Below are 16,558 nucleotides of genomic sequence, written 5' to 3'. Positions count from 1 at the left end.
CGAGGTCACCCGGCCACCCGCGAGCTCGCCGTTGGGCCGCGATCCGGGATCTGACGCGCCACAGTCCGCCTGACCCTGCGTCGAGCCGAGCGATCACCACGGCTGCCAAGACAGCACCTGGTAGCTCGGCCACTAACCGTCCCCCCGGCCGAAAACGACCCACGGGTCGGTCAGGAGAGCCGTGATTGTGCGTGATTAGTCATGCGAGACTAATCGAGTGTCCTCCATCCGCGTCTTCATCCTCGGCTCGCTCGCCGAGCGCGGGGAGATGCACGGACATCAGCTGCGGCTGCTCGCCGAGCAGGAGCACATTCATCTGTGGACCGACTTCACGGTCGGGGGCATCTACGGCGCGATCAAGCGTCTCGCCGCGGAGGGCCTGATCACCGAGGTGCGCGTCGAGCGCGAGGGCAACCGACCCGAACGCCAGGTCTACGACCTCACCCCGGCGGGCAGCGCCTCGCTCCGTACGATGCTGCACGACACGCTCGACGAGTTCGCGCTGCGGCCGGATCCGTTCGACCTCGCCCTGACCCGACTCGATCCGGGCACGCTGGACCAGCTCCCCCAGGTGCTCGCCCGCCGCCGGCAGTCGATCGAGGACGCACTGGCCGAGCAGCAGGTGAGCTCCCAGCACGCCGCGCCGTTCCTCACGGTCGCCGAGACGCACACCATGACGCACCAGCGGTTCCGGCTGCAGGCCGAGCTCGACTGGCTCGACTCGGTGATCGACGCCCTCCCCCAGATCATGCAGGACGAAACGTCCAGAAGAGGCTCCTGACAATGCCCAAGTCCCCCACCCTGCCGACGTCGACCGACGCGCCCTCCCGCATCGCCTGGCGGGCGCTGAGCGTGCTGCTGATCGGCATGTTCATGTCCCTGCTCGACGCCACGATCGTCAACGTCGCGCTGCCGTCGATCCGCACCAGCCTCAACGCGTCCGAGGCGACGCTGTCGTGGATCATCTCCGGGTACGCACTCGCGTTCGGCCTCGCGCTGATCCCGGCGGGGCGCCTCGGAGACCGGTACGGGCACAAGTGGGTGTTCGTCAGCGGGCTCGCGCTGTTCACCCTGGCGAGCCTCGCCTGCGGTCTCGCGCAGGGGGATGGTCAGCTCATCGTCGCGCGCGTCGCCCAGGGACTCGCCGGCGGCATCTACCTGCCCGCCGTCACGGCGTACATCCAGCTGCTGTTCACCGGCCGGGCCCGCGGCAAGGCGTTCGCGATCATGGGAGCCGTCATCGGCGTCGCCTCGGCGCTCGGCCCGCTCGTCGGCGGGCTCCTGATCCAGGCGTCCGCCGCGGCCGACGGGTGGCGGCTGGTCTTCTTCGTCAACCTGCCCATCGGCGTCATCGCCCTGGTCGCCGCGATCCTGCTGCTGCCCGCCGGCTCCGCGGGCAAGGGCACGTCGGGCGGCGTCGACACCATCGGACTCGTCCTGCTCTCCGGCGGCCTGGTCGCCATCCTCGTCCCGCTGATCGAGGGTCAGGACCAGGGCTGGCCGCTGTGGACGTTCCTGTCGATGGCCGGCGGTGTGCTGCTGATCGTGCTGTTCGGTGCGTGGGAGGTCGCGGTGGCCAAGCGTGGCAAGAGCCCACTCGTCCCGCCGCGCCTCTTCACCCACCCAGCGTTCACCGGCGGCGTGATCCTCGCCCTGGTCTACTTCGCCGCGTTCGTGAGCATCTTCTTCACGATCTCGATCCTGTGGCAGGCGGGCCTCGGGCACACGCCGCTCGAGTCCGGCATCGTCTCCATCCCGTTCGCGATCGGCAGCATCGTCGGCGCGTCGCAGAGCGGCAAGCTTGCCGCCAGCATCGGGCGGACCGTGCTGGTGATCGGGGCGGGAATGGTCGCCGTCGGGCTCATCGCCCTGTGGCTCGTGCTCCTGCGGGTGTCCCCCGCCAACCTGACGAACTGGGTGCTGCTCGGGCCGCTCCTCGTCGCCGGCACCGGCAGCGGCCTGTTCATCGCGCCCAACGCGCAGTTCATCATCGCGACGGTCGATCGCCAGGAGGCGGGGGCGGCGAGCGGGGTCATCGCCACCATGCAGCGCCTCGGCACGGCGATCGGCATCGCGATCATCGGCAGCGTGTTCTTCGGCACGCTCTCGATCCCCACCACGGGGCGCCCGACGGCGGGCGACCTCGCCACCGCGTTCACGCACAGCGCCGCATCCGCGCTCGGGGTGAGCGCAGCGTTCGCCGTTGTCGCATTCGCTCTGGTGTTCGTACTGCCCAAGCGCGTGACGCCCGGACCGCCGGCCGCGCCGGTCACGACCGAGCGGGACGCGTCGGAGCGTGCGTCCCGGGAGCTTTAGCGCTGCGTCTGAATCATGGGACAGGCTCGGCCGCGCGTGCCGGCACCGGCCGCAGAGTGCTCGCCTTGTCCGGGCTCTGCCGCCGCGAGTCCCCCGTCAGCAGCACCAGGCTGGCGAGCAGGATCCCCATGCCCACCCAGCCCAGGGCGGGGAGCCCGTCGTGCAGGACGACGACGGCGATCACCGCGGCGACCGCGGGCTCGAGCAGGGACAACGTGGTGGCGGTGGACGCCGAGACAACGGCCAGCCCGCGTCCGAACAGGACGTAGCCGACGAACATCGGCACGACCGCCAGGTAGGCCACGATCGCCAGGTTGCGACCCGACTCGACGATGGGGGCGCCGGTGAGCAGGAGGACCGGCATCAGCAGGACGCCGCCGAGCCCGAAGGTCGCTCCCATGACCGGGCGGGCGGGAAGTCCGCGGCGCATCATCCGCGCGGCGCCCCACGAGTAGAGCGCGTAGGTCAGCCCGGCCAGCAGGCCGAGCGCGATGCCAAGCACCGGATGTTTGCCGCTCGCGCCGGCCGCGGGCGCCGCCTCACCGGTCCGGGCGACCGCCAGCGCCAGGACCCCGAGCACGGCGAAGGCGGCGCCGAGGACCCACCGGCGGGACAGCGGTTGGCGGTCCACCACACGTTCGATGAGGGCCGCCGCGACGGGTGCGGAGCCGATCGAGACGACCGTGCCCACCGCGACCCCGGCCAGCCGCATCGAGGAGTAGAAGGCCAGCGGGTACACCGCGACCGCCGCCGCGGCCAACGCGAGCGTTCGCCACTGCGCGACCAGGCCGGCGCGGTGGGTGCGCAGCACGCGCAGCGCGGCGGCCGCCTGGAGCAGGCCGCCGAGGCCCATCGACGCCGCCCCGACTGCGAGCGACCCGACCTCCGGCGCCAGCGCCGCCGCCGTTCCGGTCGTGCCCCACAGCACCGCCGCGGCCAGCACCCACCCGCTGCCGTACGTCGCTGCGCGACTCACCGCGGGGCCACGGCGACCGCGGAGTCCACCAGGTGCAGGGCCAGCTCGCGAGCTCGGTGCAGCCGGCGGGAGTCGCCGTCCAGCCCAGCCCGGGCCATCGCACCCTCGAGCAGGTACGACAGCTGCTCGGCCAGGTCGGCGGCCCGAACGGCCGGCAGGCCGTCCAGCTCCCCGAGATGGGCGGCCAGCAGCGCCTCGACGTCCTCCTTGTGCCGGCGCACCAGCTGGCGCCCGGGCGCACCGGCGGGGAGCTCGGACGCCGCGTTGAGCAACCCGCAGCCGCGGAACCCGTTCCGGTAGGCCAGCTCGGCGTGGTCGACGTACGCGTCGACGACCGCGCCGATCCGCTGGCGAGCATCGGTCGCCGTCGTCAGCCGGCGGCGGTAGAGGTCCAACCACTCCTCGTGCCGTGCCTCGAGGTAGGCCAGCACCAGGGCGTCCTTCGAGGCGAAGTTGTTGTACAGGCTCATCTTCGCCACGCCCGCCGCGGCGGTGATGGTGTCGATCCCGGTGCCGTTCACGCCGCGGTCATAGAAGCACTCCGCCGCCGCCGCCAGCAGGCGGTCCCGGGCCGACCCGCGGACCTCGGGCGCCGCCGAGCTCTGCCCCGCGGCCCCTCCCCGTGCACGTTCCGACATCGGCGAGCCTCCTTCATGATCGACTAGGTAGGTCAGTCTACCCACCACATCACACCCGTCGTAACGTCCGAGCGTTGACGTCCTATAGGACGTCAACGCTCGGACGTTATTGAAGGGACGTCGTCCATCGAACTGAATCGCACGTAGACCCGTCGTTGGTGATCTCTCGCGGGCAGCTCGGGCCCGATCCAGACTGGGGTGTCCCGCATGCGGCAGGACTGAGCGGAGGGCACAGTGACCACGTTCGTCCTGATCCCGGGCTCCGGGGGCGCCGCCTGGTACTGGCATCGCGTCGTCCCGCTGCTCGAGGACGCGGGGCACGAGGCGATCGCCGTGGACCTGCCCGGCGACGACGAGCTGGCCGGCCTGCCCGAGTACACCCGCACGGTCGTCAACGCGATCGGCGACCGCACCGGCGTCGTGCTCGTCGCGCAGTCGCTGGGCGGGTTCACCGCACCGCTCGTCGCGACGACGGTCGGGGTGCGCGCTCTCGTCCTGGTCAACGCGATGATCCCCTCGCCCGGGGAGACGCCCGGCGCGTGGTGGGACAACACCAGATGGCTCCAAGCGCGCGAGGCCGCGGCGCACCAGGGCGGCTACGACCAGGAGTTCGACCCGGCCGTCTACTTCCTGCACGACGTCCCGCCCGACGTCATCGCCGCCGGCGAGCCGCATCAGCGCCCCGAGGCCGACGTCGTCTTCGGGTCGGTCTGCACCATCAACGCCTGGCCGGCCGTCCCGACGCGGGTCGTGGCCGGCGCGGAGGACAGGTTCTTCCCGGTCGAGTTCCAGCGGGCCGTGGCCCGGGATCGGCTCGGCGTCGAGGCGGACGCGCTGCCCGGCGGGCATCTGATCGCGTTGGCGCAACCGTTGAGCCTCGTGAAGTACCTGCTGAGCGTCTGATCCGCCGAGGCATGCGCCGTGACCGCCGCCTCACCGACCCGTCCGGCGAGGCGGCACCCTCCCCGGGCGCTTGCGCTCGGCATCGAACTCGTCTAGTTCTACGCGATGCGACGATCACGGGCTAATCATTAGCGCCGAGACGGCGCTTCTAGCGGCCGCCGGCGGGGTGCCCGGCCGCCAGCGCATCGACCAGCGTGTCGATCTAGGGCAGCCGCGTCGTCCTGAAGCGCTTCTGGTACGCCGAGGGAGAGACCCCGTAGGCCCTGCCGAACACTCGACGAAGTGTCTCGTCGCTGCCGAGCCCGCTCTTGGCTGCGGCGTCGGTCACGGAGCTACCCGTCTCCAGGTAGTTGCGTGCGGCCTCGAGCCGCACCCGCTCGACGTAGTGCCCGGGAGTGACCGTGAACTCTCCGTGGAACCGGCGGCTGAAGTTTCTCGGGCTCATCGACGCGCGGCGTGCGAGCACCGTCACGCTGTGGTCGGCCGCGGGATCCGCATTGATGCGTGCTGCGATGTCACGCATGGCGGGAACCGCGCTGACCGGGAGACTGTTCGGCACCGAGAACTGGGACTGGCCGCCGGGCCGCTGCATGAAAACCACCAGTTCGCGCGCCACGGACCGGGCGACGTCCGGGCCGTGGTCGTCCTCGACGAGGGCCAGCGACAGGTCAATGCCCGCGGTGACGCCCGCGCTGGTGAACGTGCTCCCGCTCCGAACGAAGATCGCGTCGGCGCGGACGTCGATGAGGGGGTGCGCGGCGCGGAGCCGGTCGGCGTGGCGCCAGTGGGTGGTGGCCGGCTTCCCGTCGAGGTAGCCGCCCGCGGCCAGCAAGAACGCCCCGGTGCACACCGAGGCCAGGCGCCTCGATCGGGCCGCGAGCGGCCGCAGCGTGGGAAGCAGCAGGTCGACGGTCGACGGATCGACCGGCAGGAGCTCCGACCCGGAGACCACGAGGGTGTCCAACGCCGGGGAGTCGGACGTCGCCCCCGAGACTGCAAGGCCGACCCCGGCCGACGACGTCACGGGTTCACCGGTCGGCGAATACAGCCGCACGTCGTAGTCGGCGCCGAGACTGTTCGCCGCGTGAAAGTCCTCGACCGGACCTGTGACGTCGAGCAGCTGGACGCCGTCGAACACGTACACGCCGATCCGGCGCGGCTCGACGGAGTGGGCCATCTCGGGCTGTCCGATCTTGGGGGTTGTTTGTCCGAACAACCGTGGCGGCACGTTTCGATCGAGACGACCATCGAAAGCAGGAAGCACCGAACGGGGCAACCACCGAGCGACGGAGAACGATCTCCTCTACCACCACTCACGCCGGGTATTCCTGTTCGGCGCGCTGCAAGGACGCCGCCGCGGACTCGACCCCGATCTTGAGCTGCTCTATGTGGGAGCCCTCTTCCACAACCTGGGGCTGACCCCGGCCTACGGGACCCTCCACCAGCGGTTCGAGGTCGACAGCGCGAACGTCGCGAAGGCGTTCCTGCTGAGTTACGGCCTGCCCGAGGCGACGGCCACGAACGTCTGGACGGCGGTCGCGCTGCACACCACGCCGGGCACCCCCGAACTGCTCGGCGCGGAGATCGCGCTCGTCACCGCGGGCGTCGAGACCGACGTGCTCGGGATCGATTACGCGGCGCTGAGCCCCGCCGACATCACGGCCGTCACCGACGCCCACCCGCGCCCCGACTTCAAGCGCCAGATCCTGGCCGCCTTCACCGAGGGCAACAAGTCGCGCCCGGACACCACGTTCGGGAACGTCAACGCGGATGTCCTCGCCCACTTCTCCCCCGGCTTCCGCCGGACCGATTTCGTGGACATCATCCAGAACTCACCCTGGGCCGAGTAGCGGCTTCGGCGGCAGGGCGCGCATCAGCACCAGGGCGATCGACAGACTGACCAGCTCGGCGACCTTGGTGATCGCCGCCGCGAGGTCGATCGGCTCCCCCGAGCCGACCACGAGCCCAGAGGCGGCGTGCTGCCCCTCGCCGCCGATGGGCAGCCCGACCAGGACGGCGTACGCCCAGATCACCAGCAGTGCGACGTTGACCATCACCAGTACCGACAGGGCTGCACTGCCCGGGCGCTCGACGACGACGACGCAAAGCACGAGCTGGACGATCCCCGCGGCCAGGAACCCGAGCCCGAGCAGGGTGGACTGACCCAGGTGTTCCGGCGTCAGCACGAAGTGCATCCAGGCCGCGACAAAGGTTGCCGCGGCCATGACCACGCGGATCGGCAGGCCGTGCCGCATCCGCCCGTCGTGCGCCGGTCCGACCAGTGACGCGGCCAGCAGAGTAAGGCCGCCCGCTGCCATCACCAGCGGACCGAACCCGGCGACCGGCCCGACCAGAGCCCCGGTCGGGCCGGGATCGGCGACGTACGCCGCGATCAGGCGCGCACTGTTCAGCGAGCCGGCCATCACGACGATCGCGCCGGTGACAGCGAGGGGGCGCAGGATCCTCCCCCCACCATGCCGTGCGGCCACGGCCGCCAGCGCGACGCTGGCCACCGCGAACCCGGCCAGATCGCCGCCGTCGAGCCGGAAGCCTCGGATCGGTTGCAGGCCGTGGAACAGGGTCACCCAGGGCAGGAGGGCGCTGACTGTGATGAGCGCCAGGCCGACGACCGCGAACACGAGGGCCGCGCGGGCCCGGCGCCGGACCGATCCGCTCGAGCGTGCTCTCGAGCTGGCGGCAATAGAGGGGACGAGAGGTGCGGTCACGTGAGCTCCTTGGTCGGCTCGTCATCGCAGGGGAGCCGGCCGAGGCCGGCTCCCCTGCGATTCGGAGATCAGCGTCCGACGACGTTGAAGAACAGGTAGAGGTTCGTGGGGATCTCCCCGGAGACTCCGCTGTTCGGGGTGTTGATGAGCGCGTCCATCGCTGCGTCGGACTTACCGGCGGCGAGTTCGGCCCATGCCGCCTGGGTGGTCACCGCGACGACCTTGGTGTCCCACCAACCGCCCGCAGGTCCGTCCAGGATGTGGCTGTGGGCGGGCAGCGGAACCGAGGAGACGGCGTCAGGGCTCACGCCCAGCGCGCCTGCGATCCGGGACAGGTCGATGTCCAGCGGGTGGTTCGGGCAGCTCGCCACCGCACACATCGGTGCCGGCACGGGATTGGCGAACAGGGGCACCAGGACGTACAGCACGGACCGATCGGCGTTCGCGACGGGTCCCGTGTTCGAATCCTGGCCTACCTCGCAACCGCTCGGAGTGGACGCCTGGACGCTCGTGTCGCAGAAGAAGTTCTGCGGATACTGGACCGTCACGGTCTCGCCGTTGGTCCAGGCCGGGGTGGTTGCCCCCGAGACCGGGTGGATCAGCGAACCGGAGGCGTACGCGGTGCCGGCCAGGGCAACCGACGCCAACGCCAGGCCGAGCAGCACAGAAGTCAGCGTGCCCAATCGCAGCCGGCGCCCCTGTCGAGGATCGATCATGTCAACTCCCTTGTTGACGGCCGTCCGGGGAATGCGTTGCCATCGTTGCGCGGATCAACCGGCCGCTTCACTGTCCGCCGAAGGCTCGAGCCGACCGTTGGACGTTTTGCCCGATTTGAGCAGTATCGACCGGTTCGAGGTGTTCCGCGCGGCGACGGTGCGGGGCAGCCGGAGCGGGCGTTGACCGGGGCACACGTGCATGCCGCGACCACCGGACCACGCACGAAAGAGACCCTCCCTCCCCGAAGGGAGAAAGGGCCTCTGACCTGCTGTCTTATAAGTAGCGGGGGTAGGATTTGAACCTACGACCTCTGGGTTATGAGCCCAGCGAGCTACCGAGCTGCTCCACCCCGCGCCGGTGAATGAAACCCTATGTCACGCGAACCAACCCGCGCGACACCGACCTTCATTCGTTTTCAGATCTCCACCGAAACTCGGCGGACACCTGAGGTAACCACAAGGAAGATGCCCCTCGCTCCGAAAAGTGAAAGGGCCTCTGACCTGCTGTCTTACAAGTAGCGGGGGTAGGATTTGAACCTACGACCTCTGGGTTATGAGCCCAGCGAGCTACCGAGCTGCTCCACCCCGCGTCGCTGAATGAAACTCTAAAGCACCCGGGCCGACCTGCCAAATCGAGGTCGGCCCGGCTGCGTCACACTCTCGGACCAGCTACTTCCCGAGCTCGGCGTCGGCCTTGATGGCCGCCTGGAGCGCCGTCTGCAGCTTCTCCTGGGCCTTGCCGTACGCGGCGAAGTCGTTGGCTGCGAGAGCCGCCTGCCCCTCCTTGATCGCCGCGTTCGCGTCGTTGAGCGCCGCGGTGAGTCGACCCTGCGCGCCGGCGACCGGGGCGGTCGTGCTGCCCGTGGTCGGCGTCGCCGTCGGACCGGTCGTGCCGGAATCCGACCCGCCGGTGCCGCCCGCTACCGGGCCTTGGGCGGTCGAGCCTCCGACGTCCACCCCGGAGTTGCCGCCGAACACCTGGTCCAGCGCCTCGCCGAGGGTGTCCGCGAAGCCGATCGAGTCACCGAACGCGACCAGCACCTTCTGCAGCAGCGGGATCTGCGTGCCCGACGACGACTGCACGTACACCGGCTGCACGTACAGCAGCCCGCCACCGACCGGCAGGGTCAGCAGGTTCCCGTGCAGCACCGTCGAGGACCCCTGCGCAAGCAGATTGAGCGTCGTGGAGACGTCCGGGTTCGCGTCGAAGTTGTTCTGCACCTGACCGGGCCCGGGCACGGTCGAGTTCCGGGGCAGCTCGAGCAGTCGCAGCTTTCCGTATTCGGCCGCGGGTTTCCCGGCGGTACTGCCCGCCTCGGCGTCGGCCGCGAGGAAGCCGGTGAGCACGTTCCGCGAACCGCCCGCCGGGATGTAGGTCGACGTGAGAGAGAACGCCGGAGAGCCCTGCCCGGGCATCTGCATCGTCAGGTAGTACGGCGGCTGGGCGATCGCGGCGTTCTGCGTCGGGTCGTTCGGCGAGGACCAGAAGTCCTGGTTGGTGTAGAAGTCGCCGGCGTTGCTGACGTGGTAGTCCGCGAGCAGGGCACGCTGGACCTTGAACAGGTCCTCCGGGTACCGGATGTGGCTCATCAGGTCGCCGCTGATGGCGGAGATCGGCTTGAGCGTCCCCGGGAAGATCTTCTGCCAGGCCTTGAGCACCGGGTCCTTGGCGTCCCACGCATACAGCGTGACCTTGCCGGTGTACGCGTCGACGGTGGCCTTGACCGAGTTGCGGATGTAGTTCGCCTGCTGCGGGGCGAGCGAGGCGATCGTGGAGGAACGCTGGGTGATCGAGTCGGCGGTGGCGTCCTCGAGCGGCTCCGTCGCCGAGTACGGGTAGCCGTCCGACGTCGTGTAGCCGTCCACCATCCAGACGACCTTCTTGTTGACGACGGCGGGGTAGACCCGCCCGTCGAGCGTCAGGTACGGGGCGACCTTCGCCACCCGGTCGCGCGGGTCGCGGTCGTAGAGGATCTGCGACTCGGACGTGACGCGGTCGGAGAACAGCATTTCCTCGTCGCCGAACTTCAGCGCGTAGAGCAGCTTGTTCCACGCGTTCCCGACGCTCGGCCCGGCCTTGATCTTGTCGGTCGGGAACGAGGTGTTCTTCTGCCCGCCCGAGGCGTCGTCCGGGTAGTCCAGCTCCCACTCCGGCTTGGCCTTGGGAGCCCCGACGATCGAGTACGTCGGGGAGTTCTGGCCGAAGTAGATGCGCGGCTGATAGTCGCCGAGCTCGCCCTTGGACGGGATGCCGCCCTCGAAGAACGCGGGCTGGCCGTCACGGCTGGTCGTGTTGCCGAACGCCGAGACGACGCCGAAGCCGTGCGTGTACACCGTGTGGTCGTTCACCCAGGTGCGCGCGCCCACGCCGAGCCCGCCGAGGTTGAGCTCGCGGACCGCGATCACGGTGTCCCGCTTCTTGCCACCGATCGTGTACCGGTCGACCGAGAGGGTGTCAGCGAAGTTGTAGTACTGCTTGTTCTGCTGCAGCTGCCGGAACGACGGGCTCACGATCGCCGGGTCGAGCAGGCGGATGCTGGCGGCCGTCTCGGCGTCCTTGCGCAGCGCACCGGCGGTGGCGTCGGTCGAGGCGGAGTACGGGGTGATCTCGACGTGGTCCAGGCCGAAGGCCGCCTTCGTCGCGTTGATGTTGCGCTGGATGAACTTGGCCTCGAATTCCTGCGCGTTGGGCACCACCTGGAAGCGCTGCACGACGGCGGGGTAGATGCCGCCGATCGCGATCGCGGCGACCACCATGAGCCCGACGCCGATCGCCGGGATCCGCCAGTTGCCGCGGACCGCGGTCGCAAGGAACATCAGCGCGACGAAGACCGCGATGCCCGCGAGGATCCCCTTGGCCGGGATCACCGCGTTCACGTCCGCGTAGGAGGCGCCCTCGAACTTCTCTCCCGCCTTGGTCAGCAGCGAGTACCGGTCGAGCCAGTAGTTCGCCGCGATCAGCAGCAGGAACGAGGCCGCGATCACGGCGAACTGGATGCGGGCCGCCCGGGTGGTCCGCGGGCCCTGCCCGCCCAGCCGGATGCCGCCGTACAGGTACTGGGTCGCCAGCGCGGCGAGCGCCGACAGGAACACGACCGCCATCAGGAACGAGACCACGAACCGGAATCCGGGCAGGTCGAAGATGAAGAAGGACAGGTCGAGGCCGAACTGCGGGTCCTTCTTGCCGAACGGCACCGAGTGCATCCACAGCTGGATCGTCGTCCACTGCTGTGAGGCGGCGGCGCCGGCGAACAGCCCGAGCAGGGCCGGCCCGGCGATCATCACGAGCTTGCGCAGGGGCTCGACGGCCTCGCGGTACTGGTCGAGGCTCGCCTGCTCCCCGCTGGTCGGTGCGTACACCGGGCGCGAGCGGTAGGCCACGCTCAGGCAGGTCGCCACACCGCCTCCCATGATCGCGAAGCCCGCGATGAACAGCAGCGTGCGAGTGAACCACTCGGTCCTCAGGACCACGAGGTAACCGGTCTGGGCGAACCAGAGGACCTCGGTCCAGACCTGCGCGAGGATCAGCAGCAGGACGACGAGCACCCCCAGCACGACGATCGTGGGGCCGAGCGCACCACGGCGCCCGCGAGCGCGTGGTGGACCGGTGGGGCGGCGGGGCGGTGCGGAAAAGCTCACAGCTATGGGTTCCTCGTCCTCGGCCTGGTGCAGCCCGGCGCGTAACCGGATCTTTCCGGTGAACGCCTCGGCACGGTCACAGGTTCCCACATCGCGGTGCGACGATTGCCCCTATGAGCACCGAGTCGACCTCGCCCGAGAACCCGCCCGAGCCGCCGGTGCTGCCCCGCACCCAGCTGTCCCTCGCCGACGCCGTGCGGGAGATCGAACGGCACGTCTCCACGGCGGGCTGGGACGCCCCGGTCCGCGTGTTCGCGCTGGTCGGGACCGCGCGCGCGCTCGCCGCCTCTCCCGAGCTCGCCGACCAGCTGACCGCGGACGTGCAGGCCGCGGCCGAGGGCGACGCGACCCACCTCACCTCGATCGAGCAGGAGGGCCTGCCGGTCGCCGACGACCTCGAGGAGCTCCTCGGCGGGATCACCTGGCCCGACAGCGTCGACGGCGCGGCCATCACGGTCGAGCGCGTGATCCTGCCGCCGGCCGCCGAGGAGGCGATGCCCACCGATCAGGACGCCGCCCTCGACTACCTGATGAGCCACCCCGACCGCCAGGACGTGCGGATCGCCGTCGGCGCCCTGCGCAGCGGGGAGTCCTGGTCGGCGATCCGGACCCGCGCGCACGACGACGACTCGTCCGTCGCGATGGGTGCCGACCTGGTTCCGGGCCTCCTCGAGGCTCTCCGCGCCACCCTCAGCTAACCACCGCCCGATCCCCCACCCCGCCGTGTCAGCAGGTGCGCGCGCCAGGGACCGCGCCAAGCCTGACAAGTTCAAGGCACCCCGACTTGTCAGACGCTGTGCGGACCAGGGACCGCGCTGGGGCTGACAACTCGGGGGGGGTCAGCTTGCGGTGCAGGTGGGGAGGGTGCTGCCCTTGCCGGCGCCGATCGCGATCATCGCCTCGCGCGACTCGTGCAGGTTGGAGACCTTCACCACGTGCAGCTTCGCGGGGATGTGCCCGACCACCTCGTTGCAGTTGCCCGCGGGGGCGATGAACCAGGTCGCGCCGTCACGGACGGCCCCGGCGAGCTTGAGCCGGATACCGCCGATCGGCCCGACCGTGCCGTCCACGTCCATGGTCCCGGTGCCCGCGATGACCTTGCCGTTCGCCTCGTCCGCCGGCGTCAGCTTGTCGATGATGCCGAGCGCGAACATGTTGCCCGCACTGGGACCGCCGATGTCCTCGATCTGGATCTTGACCTTCACCGGCAGCGTGAAGCTCGGGTCGATGAGGACCCCCAGCTGGCTCCCGCCGCCCTTGCGCTTGCCCGTGACGACGTTGACGTCGCGCCGGACGCCGTCGCGCTCGATGCCGAGCGACACCTTCTGGCCGGGCTTGATCCGCTCCAGGTTCTTCACGAGGTCGGTGTAGGACGTGACCGGCTTCCCGTCGAGCGCCACGACGACGTCGTCCTTGCGCACGATCCCGGCCGCACCGGTGCCCTTGACCGCCCCCGCGACCCGCAGCTTGGCGGGCACCGTGTAGCCGAGCTCCTCGAGGGCCGCAACGGTCGCGTTTTCCTGCGAGGAGATCATCTCGGCGTGGTTCTCCACATCGAGCTCGTGCTGGCTGCGGTCGGACGGGAACACCGTCTCGACGGGGCTCACGATGCGCGACGGCGAGAACCACGCCCGGATCACCAGCGGCAGCGTGACCGGGTACCCGGGCCCGCCCGCGAACGACACGGTCGTCAGCCGCAGCTGGCCGGTGGACTTGTAGGTGCGCTTGTCCGCGATCGCGATGAGCGGCGTCTTGCCCTGCTTGCCGAGCGTGTCCTGCGTCGGCCCAGGTGACCCGATCGCATACGGCACGGGCACGAACGCCAGCGCGGCGAACAGCAGCAGCGCGACGAGCGCGGAGATGCTCAGGGTCATCGAACGGGCGGTCGGCGGCGCGAGCGGCTCGCCGGCCGTCGCGCGGCCGGGTCCGGTGTCGGGTCCGGTATCGGGGCCGGTATCGGGGCCGGTCAGCTGGTCGGGCATCGGACGATCATCTCCCACGTCGAGCCCGGGCCTGACGCCAGACCGCCGCGGTGCTGAGGAAGGCGACCGCTGCGCCCGCCGCCCCGAAGGCTGCGGCGTCCCTTGCCCCGACGCGGCGGCCGGCAACCGCGAGCCGCCCGCTGCCGGCGTCGAGCAGCACCTCCAGGCACGCCGCGCTGGTCCAGGCAGCCTCCCACCCGGACGCGCGCAGCCGGTCGCTCGCGACCGTCCACGAGTAGACCGTGTAGGCGAGCTCGCTCGACGGGGAGGGCAGCACGCCCACCTTGTGCAGCCGCTCCGCCGTGCCGAACGCGGTGACCGCGGCCAGCTCGATGCGCCGAAGCCCCGATGCCAGCTCGACCTGCGTCGGGCTCAGCACGTCCTCGGCCCCGACCGTGAGCGCTCCCGCGAGCCGGTGCCGGACGACGTGCTCGGCCGCCGCGGCGAGGTCGTCGACGTGGGCGAACTGCCAGTCCCGCACCACGCCGCGCACCGTGAGCAGCCGTGGCGCCTCGAAGTGGCGCGTGATCATCGTGTCGATGCCCTGCCCGACCAGCGGGGCCGGCCGCAGCACCGTGACCAGGGGGCTCCGGCGGCGCCGGACGCTCGCCACGACGTCCTCGATCGCGAGCAGATCGCCCACGAGCCCCTCATCGGTGCTGGTCAGCGGGTCGGCGTCGGCGATCACCGGCCGGCCGGGGCCGGCGCCGTAGACCATCGCCGAACTGATCACCACGACGTGCCGGACCCTGGCCGCGCGTGCCGCCGCGAGGGCCCGCTGCACGTGGGCCACCCGGTTCGCGCGGCGCTCGACGGCGGGCATCGCCGAGTGGGCCGCGAAGTCGGCCTCGTGCAGCACGAGGATCACGACGTCGGCCGCGGCGAGGCACGCCTGCGGGTCGAGCTCGGGCACCTCTTCGACCTCGCGCACGGTCCAGGTCGTGCCGTCCGGCGGCGTGGGCCGCGAGAACCAGGCGCGCATCGCGACCGCGACCGGCCCCCGTCCGACGACGACCAGGCCCGCGGGCTCCGTCGCGTCCGGCACCCCCACGACAGCCTCGCCGGCGCTGCGCCGTGAGCGAACCCGACGTTCTGCCATGCCCTCGCGCACCCTTCTGCGGCGCCCGATGTGGTTACCGTGGTCGCACCCGCGCTAGCCATTGTCCCAGGAGTGACCAGTGAGCATCGACCCCCCGAACGGCCCCGGCGACGCGGAACCCCCGCAGTGGGAGGAACTGCTGCGCTCAATGTTTGGTGCAGACGCCGACGAAGCGATGAAAGAGCTCCGCGAGCGCGGCATGGATCCCGCAACCATGGCCGCCGCCGCCGGGCTGCCGAACGACCCCGCGATGCTCGGCCAGGTCCTCGCCCAGGTGCAGAAGATGCTCGCCGCCTCCGGCGAGGGCCCGGTGAACTGGGACGTCGCGCACGACGTCGCCCGCCAGGCAGCCGTCGCGGAGGGCGACCCGTCCCTGACCCCGAGCCAGATCAGGACCGCGACCGAGGCGCTCTCGGTGGCTGAGCTCTGGCTCGACGCCGCCACCGACCTGCCGCCCGCGGGCGGGGTCGCGCGGGCGTGGAGCCGCTCGGAGTGGGTCGAGCACACGCTGCCGACCTGGCGCGCCCTCGCCGAGCCCGTCGCGGGCTCGCTCGCGGACGCCCTGGTCAACGCGCTGGGCAGCCAGCTGCTCGAAGGCCCCGGCGGCGGCGAGCCCGGCGTCGTCGACCCGGCGCAGCTCATGCGCCAGCTCGGCTCGGCGGTGTTCGGGATGCAGGTCGGCCAGGCCGCCGGCACGCTCTCCCGCGAGGTCTTCGGCGCCACGGACATCGGGCTCCCCCTGCTGCGCGAGGCGACCACGGTGCTCGTGCCGACCAACGTGGACGCGTTCGCGGAGGGCCTCGACGCGCCCGTCGAGGAGGTGCGGCTGTTCCTGGCCGTCCGCGAGGCCGCTCACGCGCGCCTGTTCACGCACGTCGCCTGGCTGCGCGGGCACCTGCTCGGCATCGTCGACGCCTATGCGCGCGGCATCACGATCGACGTCGACTCGCTCGAGGAGGCCGTCCGCTCGATCGACCCGACCGACCCCGCGGCGCTTCAGGGCGCGCTCTCCGGCGGCGTGTTCGCACCGCACACCACCCCGGAGCAGCAGGCGAACCTGCTGCGCCTGGAGACCGCGCTCGCCCTGGTGGAGGGCTGGGTGGACGAGATCACCGCCGCCGCGACCCTCCCCCACCTGCCGCACGCCATCCCGCTGCGCGAGATGATCCGGCGCCGACGGGCCGCGGGCGGGCCGGCCGAGCAGACGTTCGCGACCCTGGTGGGCCTGGAGATGCGCCCGCGCCGCTCGCGCGACGCCGCGACGCTCTGGGCCGAGATCACCCGCTCCGGCGGGACCACCTCGCGCGACGCCGTGTGGGGCCACCCCGACCTGCTGCCGACCACCGCGGACCTCGACGACCCGACGGGTTACGTGGCGCGGCGGACGGCGGCTGCGACCGAGGAGGCCGACGTCGATCGGGCGCTCGCGGAGATCCTGGGCGAGGACCCGGGCGCCGAGCCGGGCGCCGAGCCGACGCCCGACGGCGACAAGGCCTGAGGCGGACCCGACCAGCCCCGAACCTCCCCGCAACGTCCGAGCGTTGACGTCCTATAGGACGTCAA

At 71.0% G+C, this 16,558-nt stretch carries 14 protein-coding genes and 2 tRNA genes; 6 read left to right on the top strand and 10 right to left on the bottom strand.

Going from position 1 to position 16,558, the window contains the following annotated elements; all coding sequences use genetic code 11:
• Window positions 1-217: 217 nt before the first annotated feature.
• Window positions 218-781 (top strand): PadR family transcriptional regulator, encoded by a 564-nt coding sequence (locus tag VIM26_RS07000; protein ID WP_331949631.1) that lies wholly within the window; start codon window positions 218-220, stop codon window positions 779-781.
• A 2-nt stretch (window positions 782-783) separates the two neighbouring features.
• Window positions 784-2,316 (top strand): MFS transporter, encoded by a 1,533-nt coding sequence (locus VIM26_RS06995; RefSeq protein ID WP_331949630.1) that lies wholly within the window; start codon window positions 784-786, stop codon window positions 2,314-2,316.
• 13 nt (window positions 2,317-2,329) lie between these two features.
• Here VIM26_RS06995 and VIM26_RS06990 read toward each other — a convergent pair whose 3' ends face one another.
• Complete coding sequence (locus tag VIM26_RS06990; RefSeq protein WP_331949629.1) at window positions 2,330-3,292, bottom strand: DMT family transporter; 963 nt, start codon at window positions 3,290-3,292, stop codon at window positions 2,330-2,332.
• Window positions 3,289-3,930: a TetR/AcrR family transcriptional regulator gene (locus VIM26_RS06985; protein WP_331949628.1), complete on the bottom strand. Its 642-nt coding sequence runs from the start codon at window positions 3,928-3,930 to the stop codon at window positions 3,289-3,291. The genes VIM26_RS06990 and VIM26_RS06985 overlap by 4 nt, the downstream gene beginning before the upstream one ends.
• A 234-nt stretch (window positions 3,931-4,164) precedes the next feature.
• Here VIM26_RS06985 and VIM26_RS06980 point away from each other — a divergent pair, with 234 nt between their 5' ends.
• Window positions 4,165-4,833: an alpha/beta hydrolase gene (locus VIM26_RS06980; protein WP_331949627.1), complete on the top strand. Its 669-nt coding sequence runs from the start codon at window positions 4,165-4,167 to the stop codon at window positions 4,831-4,833.
• Between the two features lie 202 nt (window positions 4,834-5,035).
• On the opposite strand, the gene VIM26_RS06975 is transcribed toward VIM26_RS06980, so the two are convergent.
• Complete coding sequence (locus VIM26_RS06975; protein ID WP_331949626.1) at window positions 5,036-6,010, bottom strand: GlxA family transcriptional regulator; 975 nt, start codon at window positions 6,008-6,010, stop codon at window positions 5,036-5,038.
• Between VIM26_RS06975 and VIM26_RS06970 the strand changes: the two genes are divergently transcribed.
• Window positions 5,940-6,683, top strand: coding sequence for an HD domain-containing protein (locus tag VIM26_RS06970; protein ID WP_331949625.1), 744 nt, complete (start codon window positions 5,940-5,942; stop codon window positions 6,681-6,683). The genes VIM26_RS06975 and VIM26_RS06970 overlap by 71 nt on opposite strands.
• Here the strand turns inward: VIM26_RS06970 and VIM26_RS06965 are convergent.
• From VIM26_RS06965 to VIM26_RS06945, 5 genes are all read right to left on the bottom strand, one after another.
• Window positions 6,666-7,559: a hypothetical protein gene (locus VIM26_RS06965; protein ID WP_331949624.1), complete on the bottom strand. Its 894-nt coding sequence runs from the start codon at window positions 7,557-7,559 to the stop codon at window positions 6,666-6,668. The genes VIM26_RS06970 and VIM26_RS06965 overlap by 18 nt on opposite strands.
• A 68-nt stretch (window positions 7,560-7,627) precedes the next feature.
• Window positions 7,628-8,275, bottom strand: a complete 648-nt coding sequence (locus VIM26_RS06960; protein WP_331949623.1) for a hypothetical protein — start codon at window positions 8,273-8,275, stop codon at window positions 7,628-7,630.
• Window positions 8,276-8,556: 281 nt separating this feature from the next.
• A tRNA-Met gene (locus tag VIM26_RS06955) sits at window positions 8,557-8,630 on the bottom strand.
• 161 nt (window positions 8,631-8,791) lie between these two features.
• Window positions 8,792-8,865 (bottom strand) — tRNA-Met (locus tag VIM26_RS06950).
• A gap of 79 nt (window positions 8,866-8,944) precedes the next feature.
• The gene (locus tag VIM26_RS06945; RefSeq protein ID WP_331949622.1) at window positions 8,945-11,914 is read right to left on the bottom strand and encodes a UPF0182 family protein; all 2,970 of its coding nucleotides are present in this window, start codon (window positions 11,912-11,914) and stop codon (window positions 8,945-8,947) included.
• Window positions 11,915-12,027: 113 nt separating this feature from the next.
• Between VIM26_RS06945 and VIM26_RS06940 the strand changes: the two genes are divergently transcribed.
• The gene (locus VIM26_RS06940; RefSeq protein ID WP_331949621.1) at window positions 12,028-12,612 is read left to right on the top strand and encodes a PPA1309 family protein; all 585 of its coding nucleotides are present in this window, start codon (window positions 12,028-12,030) and stop codon (window positions 12,610-12,612) included.
• 141 nt (window positions 12,613-12,753) lie between these two features.
• Here VIM26_RS06940 and VIM26_RS06935 read toward each other — a convergent pair whose 3' ends face one another.
• On the bottom strand, window positions 12,754-13,896 hold the full coding sequence (locus VIM26_RS06935; RefSeq protein ID WP_331949620.1) for a YlbL family protein: 1,143 nt from the start codon (window positions 13,894-13,896) through the stop codon (window positions 12,754-12,756).
• Between the two features lie 7 nt (window positions 13,897-13,903).
• On the bottom strand, window positions 13,904-14,995 hold the full coding sequence (locus VIM26_RS06930) for an NAD-dependent epimerase/dehydratase family protein (RefSeq protein WP_331949619.1): 1,092 nt from the start codon (window positions 14,993-14,995) through the stop codon (window positions 13,904-13,906).
• Between the two features lie 148 nt (window positions 14,996-15,143).
• Here VIM26_RS06930 and VIM26_RS06925 point away from each other — a divergent pair, with 148 nt between their 5' ends.
• Window positions 15,144-16,493 carry a zinc-dependent metalloprotease gene (locus tag VIM26_RS06925; RefSeq protein ID WP_331949632.1) on the top strand — a complete coding sequence of 450 codons (1,350 nt, stop codon included), beginning with the start codon at window positions 15,144-15,146 and terminating at the stop codon, window positions 16,491-16,493.
• The last annotated feature ends 65 nt before the right edge of the window (window positions 16,494-16,558 follow it).

Origin of the sequence: Pengzhenrongella sp. (assembly GCF_036565025.1) — a bacterium.
GTDB lineage: Bacteria > Actinomycetota > Actinomycetes > Actinomycetales > Cellulomonadaceae > Pengzhenrongella.
The sequence above is the reverse complement of the archived record's forward strand: the minus strand, read 5'-3'. Positions and strand labels throughout refer to the sequence as shown.